13 protein-coding genes, 1 tRNA gene, 1 other RNA gene and 1 pseudogene are annotated in these 15,522 nt (G+C 72.8%); 5 read left to right on the top strand and 11 right to left on the bottom strand.

The window, feature by feature from the left end:
* Window positions 1–24: 24 nt before the first annotated feature.
* Window positions 25–3,294: a BTAD domain-containing putative transcriptional regulator gene (locus tag AB0I60_RS11950; RefSeq protein ID WP_360728199.1), complete on the top strand. Its 3,270-nt coding sequence runs from the start codon at window positions 25–27 to the stop codon at window positions 3,292–3,294.
* Here AB0I60_RS11950 and AB0I60_RS11945 read toward each other — a convergent pair.
* The 7 genes from AB0I60_RS11945 to AB0I60_RS11915 form a co-directional block, all read right to left on the bottom strand.
* The gene (locus tag AB0I60_RS11945; RefSeq protein WP_360728197.1) at window positions 3,281–3,766 is read right to left on the bottom strand and encodes a hypothetical protein; all 486 of its coding nucleotides are present in this window, start codon (window positions 3,764–3,766) and stop codon (window positions 3,281–3,283) included. The genes AB0I60_RS11950 and AB0I60_RS11945 overlap by 14 nt on opposite strands.
* Window positions 3,763–4,356 (bottom strand): recombination mediator RecR, encoded by a 594-nt coding sequence (recR, locus tag AB0I60_RS11940; protein ID WP_360728195.1) that lies wholly within the window; start codon window positions 4,354–4,356, stop codon window positions 3,763–3,765. The genes AB0I60_RS11945 and recR overlap by 4 nt, the downstream gene beginning before the upstream one ends.
* Window positions 4,356–4,682: a YbaB/EbfC family nucleoid-associated protein gene (locus AB0I60_RS11935; RefSeq protein ID WP_360728554.1), complete on the bottom strand. Its 327-nt coding sequence runs from the start codon at window positions 4,680–4,682 to the stop codon at window positions 4,356–4,358. Before AB0I60_RS11935 ends, recR begins: the two co-directional genes overlap by 1 nt.
* Before the next feature lie 69 nt (window positions 4,683–4,751).
* Window positions 4,752–7,028, bottom strand: coding sequence for a DNA polymerase III subunit gamma and tau (locus AB0I60_RS11930; RefSeq protein ID WP_360728192.1), 2,277 nt, complete (start codon window positions 7,026–7,028; stop codon window positions 4,752–4,754).
* A 31-nt stretch (window positions 7,029–7,059) separates the two neighbouring features.
* An RNA gene (ffs, locus tag AB0I60_RS11925) (signal recognition particle sRNA small type) lies at window positions 7,060–7,154 on the bottom strand.
* A gap of 61 nt (window positions 7,155–7,215) precedes the next feature.
* Window positions 7,216–7,605 (bottom strand): hypothetical protein, encoded by a 390-nt coding sequence (locus AB0I60_RS11920; RefSeq protein WP_360728189.1) that lies wholly within the window; start codon window positions 7,603–7,605, stop codon window positions 7,216–7,218.
* A 33-nt stretch (window positions 7,606–7,638) separates the two neighbouring features.
* A complete protein-coding gene (locus AB0I60_RS11915; RefSeq protein ID WP_360728186.1) occupies window positions 7,639–8,025 on the bottom strand; it encodes a helix-turn-helix transcriptional regulator in 387 nt (128 codons plus the stop codon).
* 149 nt (window positions 8,026–8,174) lie between these two features.
* Here AB0I60_RS11915 and AB0I60_RS11910 point away from each other — a divergent pair, with 149 nt between their 5' ends.
* Together AB0I60_RS11910 and AB0I60_RS11905 are read left to right on the top strand one after the other, a co-directional pair.
* Window positions 8,175–8,744: a hypothetical protein gene (locus AB0I60_RS11910; protein WP_360728184.1), complete on the top strand. Its 570-nt coding sequence runs from the start codon at window positions 8,175–8,177 to the stop codon at window positions 8,742–8,744.
* Window positions 8,745–8,790: 46 nt separating this feature from the next.
* Window positions 8,791–8,875 (top strand) — tRNA-Ser (locus AB0I60_RS11905).
* A gap of 109 nt (window positions 8,876–8,984) precedes the next feature.
* Here the strand turns inward: AB0I60_RS11905 and AB0I60_RS11900 are convergent.
* Together AB0I60_RS11900 and AB0I60_RS11895 are read right to left on the bottom strand one after the other, a co-directional pair.
* Window positions 8,985–11,378: an endonuclease/exonuclease/phosphatase family protein gene (locus tag AB0I60_RS11900; RefSeq protein ID WP_360728181.1), complete on the bottom strand. Its 2,394-nt coding sequence runs from the start codon at window positions 11,376–11,378 to the stop codon at window positions 8,985–8,987.
* 349 nt (window positions 11,379–11,727) lie between these two features.
* Window positions 11,728–12,591, bottom strand: a complete 864-nt coding sequence (locus AB0I60_RS11895; RefSeq protein ID WP_360728178.1) for a methyltransferase domain-containing protein — start codon at window positions 12,589–12,591, stop codon at window positions 11,728–11,730.
* A gap of 424 nt (window positions 12,592–13,015) precedes the next feature.
* Between AB0I60_RS11895 and AB0I60_RS11890 the strand changes: the two genes are divergently transcribed.
* Entirely contained in the window at window positions 13,016–13,684 is a 669-nt protein-coding gene (locus AB0I60_RS11890) for a hypothetical protein (RefSeq protein ID WP_360728175.1), read from the top strand.
* Window positions 13,685–13,694: 10 nt separating this feature from the next.
* On the opposite strand, the gene AB0I60_RS11885 is transcribed toward AB0I60_RS11890, so the two are convergent.
* Together AB0I60_RS11885 and AB0I60_RS11880 are read right to left on the bottom strand one after the other, a co-directional pair.
* Entirely contained in the window at window positions 13,695–14,213 is a 519-nt protein-coding gene (locus AB0I60_RS11885) for an XRE family transcriptional regulator (RefSeq protein ID WP_360728583.1), read from the bottom strand.
* Window positions 14,214–14,231: 18 nt separating this feature from the next.
* Window positions 14,232–14,402, bottom strand: a pseudogene (locus AB0I60_RS11880) (helix-turn-helix transcriptional regulator); the annotation flags it as partial.
* Between the two features lie 272 nt (window positions 14,403–14,674).
* Here AB0I60_RS11880 and AB0I60_RS11875 point away from each other — a divergent pair.
* Window positions 14,675–15,496: a hypothetical protein gene (locus AB0I60_RS11875; RefSeq protein WP_360728172.1), complete on the top strand. Its 822-nt coding sequence runs from the start codon at window positions 14,675–14,677 to the stop codon at window positions 15,494–15,496.
* Window positions 15,497–15,522 lie beyond the last annotated feature (26 nt).

The raw sequence follows: 15,522 nt of genomic DNA, 5'->3' as shown, positions 1-15,522 counted from the left end.
ACGCACGCGGAGGGGAGGTCGGGGATGGGCCCACAGGTCGAGTTCCGCGTCCTCGGGCCGTTGCAGGTGCTGGTCGACGGCGAGCAGGTGGCGGTCCGCGCAGGTCGTCAGCGGTCGCTGCTGGTCTCGCTGCTCATGCGGGCCGGTTCCAGCGTGTCGGTGGACGAGCTCGCGGAGCACATCTGGGGCGCGGAACCGCCCGCGCGGGCGCGCGGCACGCTGCAGACCTACGTGATGAGACTTCGGCAGGTCCTCGGCCCGGCCGTGCCGATCAGGACCGTGCCGGACGCCTACCTGATCGACGTCGACGAGCGCACCATCGACGTCGTCCGCTTCGAGCAGCTCGTCGAGGAGGGCGAGCAGGAGCGGGCGGCGGGCCGGCTGGAGTCGGCGTCCGCGATCTTCACCGCCGCCCTCGGCCTGTGGCGCGGCCCGGCGATGGTGGACGTGCCGTCCGAGGTGCTGCACCGCGACGAGGTGGCCCGGCTGGGCGAGCGGCGGCTGCACGCCGAGGAGCGCCGCGTCGAGGTCGACCTGGAGCTGGGCCGGCACGCCGAGCTGGTGCCCGAGCTGTACCGGCTGACCGGCGAGCACCCGCTGCGCGAGCGGCTGTGGTCCCAGCTCATGGTGGCGCTGTACCGGTCCGGCAGGCAGGCCGACGCGCTCAACGCCTACCGCAGGGTCGGCGGGCTGCTCGCGGAGGAGCTGGGCATCGACCCCGGCGACGAGCTGCGCCGCGTCCACCAGCAGGTGCTGGCCGGTGCGCCCGCGCTGGACCTCGGGTCGGCCGCGCCCGCGCAGCGCGAGCGCGTGGTGCCCTCGCAGCTGCCCGCCGACATCGGCGACTTCGTCGGGCGCGAGCAGGCCGTGCAGCTCATCGAGGCGCTGCTGCGCACCGCCCAGGGCGTGCCGGTGGTGACGCTGGCCGGGCCGCCCGGCGTCGGCAAGACCGCGCTGGCCGTGCACGCGGCGCACCGGATGCGGCAGCACTTCCCCGACGGCCAGCTCTACGTGAACCTGCGCGGCTACGCCCAGGGCCCGCCGCTCAACGCGGTGGACGTGCTGCCCCGGTTCCTGCGCGCGCAGGGCGTGCCGCCGGAGGCCGTGCCGCTCGACCAGGACGAGCAGGAGGCGATGTTCCGCTCCCGGCTCACCGACCAGCAGGTGCTGCTGGTGCTGGACAACGCGGCCAACGCCGAGCAGATCCGGCCGCTGCTGCCCGGCTCGCCCGGCTGCGCCGTGCTGGTGACCAGCCGGGACACCCTGCGCGGCCTGGCGGTCAGCCACGCCGCGTCCAACGTGCGGCTCGACGTGCTCGACCGGCAGGAGACCCACGCCCTGCTGGCGGGGATGCTCGGCGAGGACGTGGTGGCCCGGCAGTCCGAGGCGGCCGACGAGCTGGCCGAGCTGTGCGCGCACCTGCCGCTCGCGCTGCGGATCGCGGCGGCGAACCTGCTGTCCCGGCCGGAGACCACCATCGCGTCGTACGTGGAGGAGCTGCGGGCGGGCAACCGGCTCGCCGCGCTGGCCGTGGAGGGGGACGAGCGGGCCGCCGTGCACGCCGCGTTCGACCTGTCCTACACCGCGCTCAAACCCGAGCTGGCCACCCTGTTCCGGCTGCTCAGCCTGGCACCGGGCGACATCACGCCGGACGTCGCCGCCGCGCTGGGCGGGCTGACCACCCAGGACGCCCGGCGCAGGCTGGACCGGCTGGCCACGGCCAACCTGGTGGACAACCACGCGCCCGGCCGCTACCAGTTCCACGACCTGCTGCGGGACTACGCGGCGGAGCGGCTGGCCACCGACGACGGCCCGGCCGAGACCGACCTCGCCCACCGCCGCCTGCTGGACTGGTCGATCCGGTCGGTGGACAACGCGACCGAGGCGGTCAAGTCGAGCATGACGCGGCTGCCGCGCGAGTCGGCGGTGACCGGCGTGACCCCCCGGCTGTTCTCCACCCCCGCCGAGGCGCTGGCCTGGCTGGACACCGAGCGGGCCAACCTCGTCGCGCTGGTGCTGCACGCCTCCGACCGGCAGCCCGACACCGACTGCTGGCAGCTCGCGGACGCGCTGCGCCGCTACTTCTACTCGCAGGGCCTGCCGGTGGAGTGGCTGGCGACGGCCAAGGCGGGCCTCGCGGTCGCGCAGGCCATCGGCGACCCGGTCGGCGAGGTGGCGATGCTGGCGTCGCTGGGCACCCTGTACTGGGTGATCGGCCAGCACCGGGTCGCCGTGGACTACTTCCGCCGCGCCATCCCGATCCAGCGGCGCACCGGGGCCGCGCCGCTGGCCGAGGCCGGGGTGCTGATCAACCTCGGCGGCGTCTACGTCGACCTGGGCGAGCTGGAGACGGCGGCGGACTGCCTGGAGCGGGCGCTGGTGATCACCCGCGAGATCGGGGCCCTGCAGCAGGAGGGCATCGCGCACATCAACCTCGGCGGCGTCTACCTCCAGCTCAGCCAGCTCGACCGGGCGATGAGCTCGTTCGAGCAGTCGCTGGAGGTCGGCAACCGGCTCGGCGTGTGGATCACCCAGGCCGACAGCTACCGGTCGCTGGCCGAGGTGCACCTGTTCCAGGGCCAGCCGGAGCGGGCGGCGGAGCTGTTCGAGCGGGCGGGCGAGCTGTACGAGCGGGTCGGCGCGCGCGGCTTCGCGCACATCCCGCACGAGGGGCTGGCGAACACCTACGTGATGCGCGGCCGGTACGCGGACGCGATCTCCGAGGCGTCGCGGGCGCTGGCGATGGCGGAGGAGCTGGGCAACTTCAAAGGTGTGTGCGACGCCAAGAACGCGCTCGGCGCGGCGCTGCACGGCATCGGCCGCACCGAGGAGTCCGTGCAGCGGCACACCGAGGCGCTGGAGATCGCCGAGAAGACCGGGTACTCGTGGGGCCTGTGCGCGGCCCGCCAGGGCCTGGCCCAGGCGCACCGCGCGGCGGGCCGGCTGGACGAGGCCAGGTACTCGGCGCACCAGGCCCTCGACAGCGCCGTGCGGTACCGGCTGCGGCTGGCCGAGGTGGGCACGCTGGCCCTGGCCGGCCGGGTCTGGCTGGACCTGGGCGACGTGGTCCAGGCCGTGGACCACGCGAAGCGCTCGCTCGACCTGAGCCGGCGCACCGGGCAGCGGTTCGTGCAGGCGCGGGCCGAGCACCTGGCCGGCGACGCCGCGGCGGCCACCGGCGACCGGGAGTCCGCGCGCGAGCACTGGACCTCGGCGCTGGAGTGGTTCACCGCCATCGGCTCACCGGAGGCCGACCAGGTCCGCGCGTCCCTCGACGGCCTCAGCCGACCGTGACCACCCGGTCGGCGCGGGCGCGGGTGCCGTCCACGGCGAACCAGCCCCGTTCGAACGCCTGCCAGCGGACCAGGTGGGCGCGGCTGCGCTCGCCGTCGCGGGCCACGGCCCGCTCCAGGCGTCGCGCCGGGTCGGGGTGCTCGACCCAGATCGCCTCGTCCAGCCGGTGCGCGATCGACCGGCGGGCCGCCGACACCCCTTCCAGCACCAGGGTGCCCGGCACGTCGAAGCACACCTCGTCGCCCGGTCGCGGCCACCCCGCCGACCAGTCCACCCGCCGGTAGCGCGCGGGACGGCCCGCCCACAGCGGTGCGAGCACGCCGGAGACCAGGCGCGGCCACCACGACACCGGGTCGTCCCAGGTGGCGAAGTGGTCGGTCGGCACCAGCACCGCGCCCAGGTCGGCGGCCAGGCCCGCCGCGAAGGTCGACTTGCCCGAGCCGGACGGCCCGTCGACCGCGACCAGCCTCACATGCTGCGCCGGCCGGACAGCGCCCGGCCGAGGGTCAGCTCGTCCGCGAACTCCAGGTCGCCGCCCATCGGCAGCCCGGACGCGAGCCGCGTCACGGTCAGGCCGGGGAAGTCGCGCAGCATCCGCACCAGGTAGGTCGCGGTCGCCTCGCCCTCGGTGTTCGGGTCGGTGGCGATGATGATCTCGTCGACGTCGGTGCCGATCCGGGTCAGGAGCTGCCGGATGCGCAACTGGTCGGGGCCCACCCCGGACAGCGGGTCCAGCGCGCCGCCCAGCACGTGGTAGCGCCCCTTGAACTCGCGGGTCCGCTCGACCGCCAGCACGTCCTTCGGCTCCTCGACCACGCAGATCAGGGTCAGGTCGCGGCGCGGGTCGCGGCAGATGCGGCAGGTCGCCTCGGCCGAGACGTTGCCGCAGACGTCGCAGAACACCACGCCGTCCTTCACCTTCTGCAAGGCGTCCTGGAGCCGGCCGATGTCGGCCGGGTCCGCCGCCAGCAGGTGGAAGGCGATGCGCTGGGCGCTCTTGGGACCGACGCCCGGCAGCCTGCCGAGCTCGTCGATCAAGTCCTGGACGGGCCCCTCGTACATCAGCCGAACAGCTTGCCGAGGTCGCCCATGTCGTCCAGGCCACCCATGCCGGACGCGAGCGGGCCCATCTTCTGCGCGGCGAGCTCCTGCGCGGCGCGGTTCGCGTCCCGCACGGCCGCCACGACCAGGTCGGACAGCGTCTCGACGTCGTCCGGGTCGACCGCCTTCGGGTCGATCTCCAGGCTCTTCAGCTCGCCGTTGCCGGACACCACGGCGGTCACCAGGCCGCCACCCGAGGTGCCGGCCACCTCGGCGTCGGCCAGCTCCTGCTGGGCGGTGGCGAGTTGCTGCTGCATCTTCTGCGCCTGCTGGAGGATCTGCTGCATGTTCGGCCCACCGGGTTGCACCGCGGGTTCCTCTCCGTCGGGGGTAGGCCACCAGGGTAGCCGCGTGGATCAGCCCTTCAGCGGCCGAGCACCCAGGTGGTCCGCGAGCAGCTTGAGCACGACGGCCTCCGGGTCGAGGCGCTCGCCCCCGTCGTCGGCCCCCGGCCGGGCGGCCTCAGCCAGCATCTCCTCCTCGTCCACCGGTTCCGGCGGGAGGGGTTCGTCGGGCTCCGGCGGCTCGGGCGGCGGCGGCACGTCGTCGGCCCCCGACCGCCCCGGTGAGGGCCGGGGGGGTTCCGGCGCGCGGGTCGCCTGGCTGGGCCGGGTCGGCGCGGGCCGCTGCTGGCGGGCCTGCTGCGGCGGGCGGGCGGGCGCGGGCGCGGCGTCGCCGTGCACGCACGAGACCTGCCACGTGCCGCCGAAGACCTGGCCGAACGCGGCGGCGATGGCGTCGACGTTGCGCTGCTCGGCGAGCCGCCGGGCCAGCGGCGCGGACTTGTGGCTGATCGTGGCGGACGTGCCGGCCACCTCGCCGACCGTGGCGCTGGTGAGCAGCGCCCCGGCGCTGGGCCCGGCGATCCCGCGCACGATGCCGCACAGCTCGGGCCACCGCCGCCGGATCTCCGCCGCGTCCACGCCGCTCGCGGCCACCTCGCCGGCCGCCACCTCGGGCGCCTCGGGCCCGGCGACCGCCTGCGCGGGCTCGCGCGGCGCGACCTCGTCGGGGGCGGGCGCGCTCGGGGCCGGTGCCGTCCGACCGGGCGCGGTCTGGGGCGGTGCCGTCTGGGGGGGTGCCGTCTGGGGGGGTGCCGTCTGGGCCGGTGCCGTCTGGGCCGGTGCCGTCGTCGGCGTGCTCCGGGTCGGCGTGCCGGGCGGCGGTGCGGTCTGACCGGGTGCGGGCTGGGGCGACGCGGGGTGCGACGCGGGCTGGGGCGACGCGGGGTGCGACGCGGGCTGGGGCGGCGCGCTCCGGGTGGGTGCGGCCTGCGGCGGGCTCGTCGCGGGCTCCTCGGCGGGAGCGGGCGGGCGCTGCGACGGCCGCTGGAAGGTCCGCCCGCTCTCCGGCGCACCGCCGGCAGCCGCGCCACCGACCGGGCCACCCGCAGCCGGGCCGGCGACCTGGCCGCCCGCAGCCGGAGCTGCGGCCGGGGCGCTCGCGGCGGGCCTCGACGGGGCCGCGCCGGCGGGCGGGCCGTGCTGCTCCAACTGCTCGACCCGCTGCAGCAGCGCCGCCTCGGCGTCGCTCGCCGAGGGCAGCAGCATCCGGGCCGTGACCAGCTCCAGCAGCAGCCGGGGCGCGGTCGACCCGCGCATCTCCGTCAACCCCTGGTGCAGCACCTCGGCCCACCGGGTGACCGTCGCGGGCCGGGTCGCCTCGCGCTGCGCGACCATCTTGGCCAGCACGTCGTCCGGCGCGGACACCAGGCCCCGGTCTGCGGCGTCCGGCACGGCGTGCAGCAGCACCAGGTCGCGCAGCCGGTCCAGCAGGTCGGAGGCGAACCGGCGCGGGTCGTGCCCGGCGTCGACCAGGCGGTCGATGGTGCCGAACACCGCCGACCCGTCCCGGGCCGACAGGCCGTCCACCACGTCGTCGATCAGCGCCACGTCGGTCACGCCGAGCAGCGAGATCGCCCGGTCGTAGGTGACGCCCCCGGCACCCGCGCCGGACAGCAGCTGGTCCATCACCGACTGGGTGTCCCGCGCCGACCCGCCGCCCGCCCGGATGACCAGCGGGAACACCGACGGCTCCACGGCCACGCCCTCGGCGGCGCAGTTGCGCTCCAGCAGCGCGCGCATCGACGACGGCGGGATCAGCCGGAACGGGTAGTGGTGCGTGCGCGACCGGATCGTCGGCAGCACCTTGTCCGGCTCGGTGGTGGCGAAGATGAAGATCAGGTGCTCCGGCGGCTCCTCCACGATCTTGAGCAGGGCGTTGAAGCCCTGCGTCGTGACCATGTGTGCCTCGTCGATGATGAACACCCGGTAGCGGGACTCGGCCGGCGCGTAGAACGCCTTGTCGCGCAGCTCGCGCGCGTCGTCCACGCCGCCGTGCGACGCGGCGTCGAGCTCCACCACGTCGACGCTGCCCACGCCGTTGGGCGCGAGGCCGATGCACGAGTTGCACTCGCCGCACGGATCGGGCGTCGGCCCGTTCACGCAGTTCAGCGAGCGCGCCAGGATCCGGGCGGAGGACGTCTTGCCACACCCGCGCGGCCCCGAGAACAGGTACGCGTGGTTGACCCGCCCCGCCCCGAGCGCCGTGCGCAGCGGGTCGGTGACGTGCTCCTGCCCGACCACCTCCGCGAAGGTGGCCGGCCGGTACTTGCGGTAGAGGGCGAGCGCCACGGCGGAGACCCTACCGAAGGGGTCCGACACAGAAAGGGGACCCCGTGCACCCACCAGAGCCCGCTTATCCTTGCTGCCTTCCGGCCCTGGGGAGGTTCGCGAGATGTGTGCCGCACGAGGTCCGCGACCAGTGTAGCCGGTGCCGGGCGCGGGCCGGCGGCGGGCCCGGCGCAGCGGTGCGGGCGGCTCAGGCCAGGACGTCGTTCCACGCCTCGATCAGCTCGTCGACCGCGTGGACGTCCAGCAGCACCGGGTCGCGCGGCTCCCCCGTGCGCCAGTAGGTGATGCAGCCGTCTTGGAGGCCGTAGACGAGCGCGGTCCGCTGTCGACTGTCCACTTCGGTGACGACCACGCAGCGGAGCTGGTCGGTGGTGACCCGCTCGTGCAGCATCCGGCGCAGGTCGGTCCACAGCGCCAGCAGCCGGTCGGACTCCTCGCGGGTCAGCTCGACCGCCGGCAGGTCGCTCTCCTCCAGCCACGCCCAGACGCCGCCGGCGGCCAGGGACCTCAACCACAGGTGCAGGCGCTCACCGGACGCCGACGAGCAGACGTAGCACTCCGCATCAGGGGGCGGCACTGCTTCCCTCCAGCCGTGACTCGGGCGCGGCGTTCAGCCCCGGTGCCGTGCACCGAACCGGCGCGCTATCTCCGTCAGCAGGTCCTCGTCGGACACCGCGGACAGGTCCAATGGTCGCGCCCGGCGGCCGGGCGCGCTCGGGTCGTCGGTGACGATCCCGACCAGGCGCAGGGCTTCCACGACGTCCGCGCCGACGGCGCGCGCGACCCGCTCGACCGTGGTCTTGGTGGTGCCGACCGCGTAGCGGGCGCCGTCGCGGACGGCGTACCCGCGTTCGAGCTGGCGCACCTTCGCGTGGCTGACCTCCGCCAGGCGGGCGACCTCGGCCACGGACAGCCCGGCCACCCGGCGGGCCTCGCGGAGGTAGGGACCCAGGGGCCAGTCCGGCAGTCGGTCCGGTCCGTCCTCCGGGTGGGTCATAGATCAAGTCTCCCGAATGCGGGCGCGTGCCGACAACCCCGGTGCGGGGTGCGCGAGAACGGCCCCCTGCGCGGGCGCAACGCCGGCCACCTGCACGAACTCCGGCGGACGGCTTCATTTTGTTTGTTAGTTTGTCTACAGTTTGTTCCATGACAGGGTTATCCACCCACCGCGCCCACGTCGCCGCGCTGCTGGCCGCCGCCGCAGCCGTCGACCCGGCGTTCCCGGTCCTGGACGACGCGGGCCTGGCGACCTGGACCGCGCAGCTCGCCGACGTGCCGCTGACCTCGGCCGTCGAGGCGCTCCAGGCCCACTACCGGCACCACACCCGGTCGATCGTCCCGGCCGACATCGTCGCCCACTGGCAGGCGACCCTCCCGCACCCGCCCGACCGGCGCGGCACCGTGCTCGTGCTGCCGAACGCGCGCCTGCCCACCGACCCGCGCGACCGGGTGCGGGCGCTCGCCGACCTGCGCGGCGCGACCGCCGCCCTGGCCCGCGTCACCGGCGTCCCACCGCAGGGCCCGTGCGCGCTGCGCCTGCGGTGGACCGTCCCCGACGGCCACCGCCGCGACCCCGACCACGTCACGGCGACCGCGATGGCGTGCGCCGACGGACTGGCCGACGCGGGCGTCATCGACGACCTGGTCGACCACGAGGCGCACTGGGAGCGCGGCGACGCGCCCACCCTCGTCATCGAACTCCGACCCGTGCCCTGACCAGCCGTTTTGGTCGGTCATCACCCCGTTGGGTAGGCTTCTCCACGGAGGATTCGCATAGCGGCCTAGTGCGCACGACTGGAAATCGTGTTGGGTTAACCCCCTCACGGGTTCAAATCCCGTATCCTCCGCAGTCCAGGACCCCGGCACCGTCAGGTGACCGGGGTCCTGTCGTCGGTGGCGCGGACGGGAAGGCCCCGCCCGGACGTGCCGGACGGGGCCTCCTCACGCGTCGACCGGTCACGGCCTGGGCGCGCACTCCAGCAGGTCCTCCAGCAGGAAGACCAGCTTGTCGAGCTGCGGGTTGCCGGTGCTCGGGCGCAGCTTGACGACCTGCGGGTCGTGGTCGCTGGCCTGGTCGGCGAACTCCGCGTTGACGTGCACCACGTCGTACCGGTACCGCTTGATGTTCGCGCTGATCAGGATGTGGTCGAGGGTCTGCGAGTTGCCGTCGAACACGTAGCTGTAGCGCTCGGCGGGCGGCAGCGTCGAGATCAGGTCCACGACCGCGCCGCCGGCGGTGAGCGTGGCGATCGCCGGCGAGAACTGGAAGTCGTTGATGTCACCCGCCAGGACGACGTTCGCGCCCCGGTCGACGGCCTTCACCTGGTCCACGAACGCCCGCAGCGCGGTGGCCTGCGCCGCGCGCTGCACCTCCGACGACCGCACCGGCTCCTGGTAGCGGCCGTGCAGCGCCTGGTCGCCGCCCTTCGAGTTGAAGTGGTTGGCGACCACGAACACCGTGCGGCCCCGGAACGTGAACTCGCCCGCCAGCGGCTTGCGGCTGCTGCTCCACGCGGGGTTCGCCGGGTCGACGCGGGCCGGCGACGCGGACAGCGCCGCGCGGCCGTTGCGCTGCACCACGGACACCGGGGTCGTCGCGTCGCCGCCGGGGCGGTCCACGAAGGACACCCGCGCCGGGTTGAACAGGAACGCCACCCGGATGTTGCCGCCCGGCTCACCGCCGTCGGCCTTGTTCTGCGGGTCGACCTGCCGCCACTGGTAGCGCGGGCCGCCGGCGGCGACGATCGCGTCCACGAACTTCGCGAAGGTGGCGTCGGCGGCCACCGTGCCGTCGTCGGTCGCGCCGTTGTTGTCCTGGATCTCCTCCAGCACGACGACGTCCGGCGACGCCAGGTTCTGCACCACGGCTGCGGCCAGGCGGTCGAACTTGGCCTGGGCGTTGGTCGCGGCCAGGTTCTCCACGTTGTAGGTGGCGACGGCCAGTTCGTGCGAGCGGGCCGCGTCCGTCTTCTCCGGTGTGATGCCACCGGACGCGTAGGTGCCCACGGACTTCGTGGCCAGCGTGTAGCCGCCGAAGTTCGTGTACTCGACGTTGCCCACGGTCGCGCCGCGCCACACGTCGCCCACGTTGCTCGCCTGCGGGGTGGCGCTGCCGGCCTTGACCTTGATCCGGCCGCTGTTGGGCTGGTCGTAGCCGAGGTAGTTCGTGCCGCCGCGCACGGTCGGGTTCTGCGTCGGCTTGGTGGTGATCCACGTCTCTCCGAAGCTGTTCGTGGGGCCGACCACGCGCGCGTCGTCCACCTGCACGTACATGCCTTCGAGGGACTCGTAGTAGTCCTGCCCGTAGGTGGCGGGGTCCAACTCCAGCGCCTCGATGCTGCCGCCGCCCGCAGTCGGGACGAACCCGTCCGGCGGGGACAGCACGACGGGCGCGGGGAGCGCGTTGCCCCGGGACAGCACGGTGACGGTGGCGTTGGTGATCTCGGTGAGCGTCAGGTTGGAGTTGCCCGCCGTGTCACCGCCCGGCCGGTACTCGGCGACCGTGCCGCTCACCAGGACGGAGTCGCCCGGCTGCGTGGTCGGCTCCAGGCCCGCCGTGTAGACGAAGAGGCCCTCGCTGGTGCGCGGGTCGGCGTCCGGGGCGGTGTCCTGGATCCAGAAGCCCCGGTCGCCGGTGGCGCGGGTCGCCGTGACGACGCCGGGGACGCCCGCGACCTTCGCGCCGAGCAGCGGCGAGACCCGGGTGGTGCCCTGGACGTCGCGGATCCGCTTGTCGCCCGGTTCCGGCTCGGGCTCCTCGTCGCCGGGGCCCTGGCCCCGTGAGTTGACCGGGGACGGCGTGCCCACCGCGAAGTCGGCGGCGTTGTCGTCGGTGTCCTCCGGCGCCGGGCGCGCGGCGGACGTGGTGTTGGACAGGTTCGCGGTCGGCGTGCCCTCGCGGACGACGGTCGACGTGCCGTAGCCGACCAGGTCGCGGATCCGGGCGTCGGCAGCGCAGTCGGCGGTGGTCTTGCAGGTCAGCGCGGTGGTGGCGTTGACCAGGGCGACCGTGCCGCCGGTGGCGGACATGGCGGTCGAGCCGGTGGCGTCGGGCGCGGGCAGCGCGACCGTGCCGCCCGAGCCCTTGGCCTCGGCGACCAGGAACCGCTTGCCCGGCTCGACCGAGCCGGACAGCGGCGTGACCTGCCACTGACTGGCCGCGCTCGCGCCGGCGGGCAGGTACTGGACGCTCCACCCGGCCAGCGGCACGGGCGCGGAGCCCCGGTTGGCCAGCTCGACGAAGTCCTGGGTGAGCGAGGCGCCGGAGTTGCCCCCGCCGCCGTAGACCTCGGCGATCAGGGCGTCCGGGCTGGGCGCGGCGGACGCGGGCACCACCAGGGCGAGTGACACGGCCGAGGCGGCGGCAGCCGCTAATCCGACGCGGAGCGGAGTGGGTCTCAACGAATCCTCCGGGAGTTGGCGGGGTCCGCGAATCCTCCCCGGAACGAGTGAACTCCGAAAGAAGCCGTCACTAACTGTTGACCAGGCGTAGGGGTGAGTCACGCACACTGCGGACCGGGCGTCCGACACGTCCGGGGTTCCCCACCATCACTCGAACGTGTGTTCGACCATAAGGTAGGGTCTACACGTGCCCGGCCGGTGGCCCTCCCAGCGCCGGAAACGGGCACAGCGCACATGACGGAGGCGTCGGCGGTCTGACGAGGCAGCCGACGCCTCCGGCGGTCTTCCCTTGCCGCCGCTACTCGGACTTCCGGAAGAGGAAGAGGTAGTAGCCGAGGTGGTCGCGGGTGTAGGCGCACATCAGCTTGATCACCGGGCTCATCCGGTCGAAGAACTCCGCGCCGTAGCGGGCCGTGATCTCCTCGCGCCGCTGGGTGTAGAGCAGTTCCATCAGGTCACCGGAGAACGACAGGTTCTGCGTCTGGTTCTCGACCGTGATCGCCTCCAGACCTGCGGCGTCCGCCATCGCCAGGTTCCTCGCGGGCGTGGTCGGGAGGCCGCACAACCACGTCTGGCGGAACGCGGCCACCTGCTCGGCGGGCGCGGTCCCGCGTGCGGTGAAGTCGCTCATCAGGAAGTGCCCGCCGGGCCGCAGCACGCGGGCGGCCTCCCGGAACGCCTGCTGCCGGTCGTCGATGTGGGGGAACACCTCGATCGACAGGGCGGCGTCGAAGGAGTCGTCGGCGAAGTCGAGCCCCAGGGCGTTGCCGTGGCGGAAGGACACCCGATCGGCCACCCCGGCGGCTTCGGCCGCGTCGGTCCCCAAGGTCACCTGGCTGTGGCTGACGGTGACCCCGGTGACCCGGGCCCCGCTGCGCTGCGCGATGCGGACGGCGGGCCGACCGTTGCCGCACCCGAGGTCGAGCAGGTGGTCCCCGGACGTGAGGCCGAGGATGTCCAGGTGGTGGTCGGTCTGCCGCTCCTGCGCCCGGTTGGCCAGGTCGGTGAGCGTGGCGGCCGGCCGGGTTTCGCCGGGCGGCGACCACAACCCGATGTGCAGCCCGACGTCCCCGATGGTCATGGCGTAGAGGTCGCCGAACTCGTCGTACGCGGCCCCGACCTCGTCAGGACGGGGAGCGTCTTGGGAATCGGTCACTGTCATCTGCAACCCCTCAAGCACTGTGCGTCACGTGACCCACATCACCGTACTGGCGTGAGCGGTCCCTGAACGCCGCCGACGAGGTGGCTCGCACGACCGGTCGGCGGCAGATCAACTCGCTGACTGCTCCCAATGCCACGCGGGGTGTACCAACTGCGGTCAAGGTGGGGACGGCGACGGCGGGGCAGCACGCTGACGTCCGTGACGAAGGGCAGCAGCCCTGGAACAGGATTATGGAATGGCGGCCCGCCGCGACTGGCACGAACTACCGATAGGGGTGCGACGGGCCGTCGAGCACCACACCGGGCCGGTATCGGACGTGAGTCCACCTCACGGTGGCCGGAACTCGGAAATCGCCGTCACGTTGACCACGCCGTCCGGGCCGGTGTTCTGCAAAGGCACCACGACGGGTTCGCCATCGGCCGCCATGCATTGCAACGAACTCGCCATCAGCCCGCACCTGCCAGCCGATCTCGCCCCGACCCTGCTGTGGCACGTTGACGCGGACGGGTGGCTGCTCCTCGGGTTCGAGCACCTCGCCGGCCACCACGCCGATCTCTCCCCCGACTCCGCCGACCTCCCCGCCGTCGCTGATGCAGTGACCAGGATCCACCGCACCCCACCACCGCAGACACCGCGACGCCCCATGGCGGACCAGTGGACCAAGGCCCTGGAGATCGAACTCGCCGCGCCACCGCCGAACGCCGACCCGTGGTCCGCGTCGAACGCCGGACTGATCACCGAATGGGCCGCAGGAGCGCCTGCCCACATGCACGGCGATCACCTGGTGCACTCCGACCTCAACGCGGCTAATTTCCTGATCGCCGACACCGCGAAGGTGGTCGACTGGGCCTGGTGGCGAACCGGGGCCGCGTGGATCGACCCCGCGCTGCTGGTGATCCGCCTCATCGCCGCCGACCACCGGCCCGAAGCGGCGGAGAAGTGGATGGCACACCGGTCGCCGGATCTCGCCACGGCACCACCCGAAGCCCCCACCGCGTTCGCCGCGTCGGTAGTCCGACTCTGGGAACGCCGATTCCCGCACACACCGGCCACCGCCGCCGCACGCACGTGGGCCCGGCACCGGATGAGCTGAGCGACTGGGACTAGCTCCGCCCCAGAACGGGAGCCATCCGCTGGAGCAGGTGCCCGCCGCACCACCGGCTCTCGCTGTCCTTGACGTCAACGGCCTCCTTGGCCAGTTGCTTGGCGAGCTTCCTGGGGCTCGGAGCCGTGGTGGGGTCGTCCGCGATCCGCAGGGCGGACTCCCAGTCGCATCGAGTGAGTCGGGACACCTCGGACGCCAGGCACAACCGGCGAACCTTCGCGTCGGTCTCCAACACCCTCGCCACCACTTCAGCGTTCTCCCGCCCTGGCAGGAACCCCAGGATGCTCACCGCGTTGGCCCGAAGGGTGGAAGTCTTTCCTTCCTGCGCCCAGGTGCGGAAGTGCTTCACCCCGTCCGGCCCCACCAGCGGGGCAACGGCCGCGTCGATCGAACTGGACGTGGGCCCCTGTCCGAAGATGTGCGGGTCGCCTGCCTCGACAGCGGCGCGGACTTCCGCGAGTTGCCGCCTGTCCCGGATCTTGACGAGCCGGGGATGCCGAATGTCCTTGCGCCACATGTCGTCTCCAAGAACCCGTTCGTAGGCGTCGACCAGGTCAAGGGTAACCGGCCGAACGCCTGTCTCGACCTGACTCAGGTATGGCTTTGTGTAGTGCGTTGCCTGAGCCATCGGGGTTAGGGATAGTCCTTTGTACTCACGGGCCGACCGCAGAGCGTCACCAGATGCGGACTCGGCCGACGGCGGCATGTGCACCCTCCTCGATCAGCTAACCCCTGCTAACTCTTGCCGACCCCACAAGCAGCATAAACACCGGGTCGAGCCGGTAGAAACCACGTAGGCCATTGCGCCCTGACTTCCCCGGCCGGAGCCGGTTCCGAACGTCCCATGATTGCACAGCCGCAGGAGGACCAGTACCACATGAGAATGATTCGCAGCCCATTCGCGCCCAAACCTCCGGTGCAAGCGGGCAACACCGCTTCACCGTTGAAAGCAGAGGACTCCTCGAAGCAGAAGACGAGATGACCAACGTAACTGGTGACGACTATCTGTCCACCGCGAAAGCAGCGATGATGGTTGGCGCGGTGGATGATGCCGCCAAACTGCTGAACCACCTCTGGCGCAAATACGCAGCCATCGACGCGGTGGAGTACGACGGACTCTGGGCCATCACCATCGAACTTGCCGACCGGTTTCCTCTTGCACGCTCCACGTCCGACCTTCTGCACCGCACCGCCGTCACCCTCGCAGCCCGAGGGGATCTTCGTGCAGCCACCGAGGCAGCCGCGCGGATGCTTTCCGTATGGCGAGCACGCTGTCAGCAGGACCGTTCGACCGATTCGCTGTTCGGGCACGCACACGCTTCGGACGTGCTCGCCGGCATCTACAGGGCGCGAGGAATGGTGGACGAGGTTGTCGGGCTGCTGGTCGAACTGGCCGAGTGGCACTTCACCACCGAGAACGACCTCGGATTCGCCTGGGCACTGCGCGAGCTGGGCGCAATAGCGCTTCTGCGCGGCGACCTGGACAACGCGGCCGGCAAGTTCGCGCGAGCTGACGAGATCTACGGGAGTGACAGTTCCGATAGCGCCGTGGCCGAGGAGCGGGCGGAGTGTCGTGTTCTGCGCGGCCGAGTGGCTCACGCCCGGGGTGATCACCGGGATGCCGAGCGCTGGTTCGCGCTCGCGTCACAGCACCTGACGGGCGAGGCGGGCTCGGAAGCCGGACTCCTGCTGGCAGCAACCGTCGACGGGAGTCCGCTTCCCGCAACGCGGGTCCTCACCGTGAGCACGTTCGGCGTCCGGGCCTGCTGCCCGCCATACCGGCACAGGCCCGGGAACTAGAACGGGGTGTGACCTGCTCTCGCAGG

This window comes from Actinosynnema sp. NPDC050436 (assembly GCF_040655415.1).
GTDB lineage: Bacteria > Actinomycetota > Actinomycetes > Mycobacteriales > Pseudonocardiaceae > Actinosynnema.
This window is presented reverse-complemented; position numbering and strand designations above follow the sequence as displayed.

Bases quoted from the DNA above. Each gene is read 5' to 3' on its own strand.
- AB0I60_RS11890 (WP_360728175.1), top strand. From the start codon at position 13,016: ATGCATTGCAACGAACTCGCCATCAGCCCGCACCTGCCAGCCGATCTC.
- recR (WP_360728195.1), bottom strand. From the start codon at position 4,356: ATGTACGAGGGGCCCGTCCAGGACTTGATCGACGAGCTCGGCAGGCTG.
- AB0I60_RS11895 (WP_360728178.1), bottom strand. From the start codon at position 12,591: ATGACAGTGACCGATTCCCAAGACGCTCCCCGTCCTGACGAGGTCGGG.
- AB0I60_RS11910 (WP_360728184.1), top strand. From the start codon at position 8,175: ATGACAGGGTTATCCACCCACCGCGCCCACGTCGCCGCGCTGCTGGCC.
- AB0I60_RS11875 (WP_360728172.1), top strand. From the start codon at position 14,675: ATGACCAACGTAACTGGTGACGACTATCTGTCCACCGCGAAAGCAGCG.
- AB0I60_RS11915 (WP_360728186.1), bottom strand. From the start codon at position 8,025: ATGACCCACCCGGAGGACGGACCGGACCGACTGCCGGACTGGCCCCTG.
- AB0I60_RS11885 (WP_360728583.1), bottom strand. From the start codon at position 14,213: ATGTGGCGCAAGGACATTCGGCATCCCCGGCTCGTCAAGATCCGGGAC.
- AB0I60_RS11950 (WP_360728199.1), top strand. From the start codon at position 25: ATGGGCCCACAGGTCGAGTTCCGCGTCCTCGGGCCGTTGCAGGTGCTG.
- AB0I60_RS11935 (WP_360728554.1), bottom strand. From the start codon at position 4,682: ATGCAGCAGATCCTCCAGCAGGCGCAGAAGATGCAGCAGCAACTCGCC.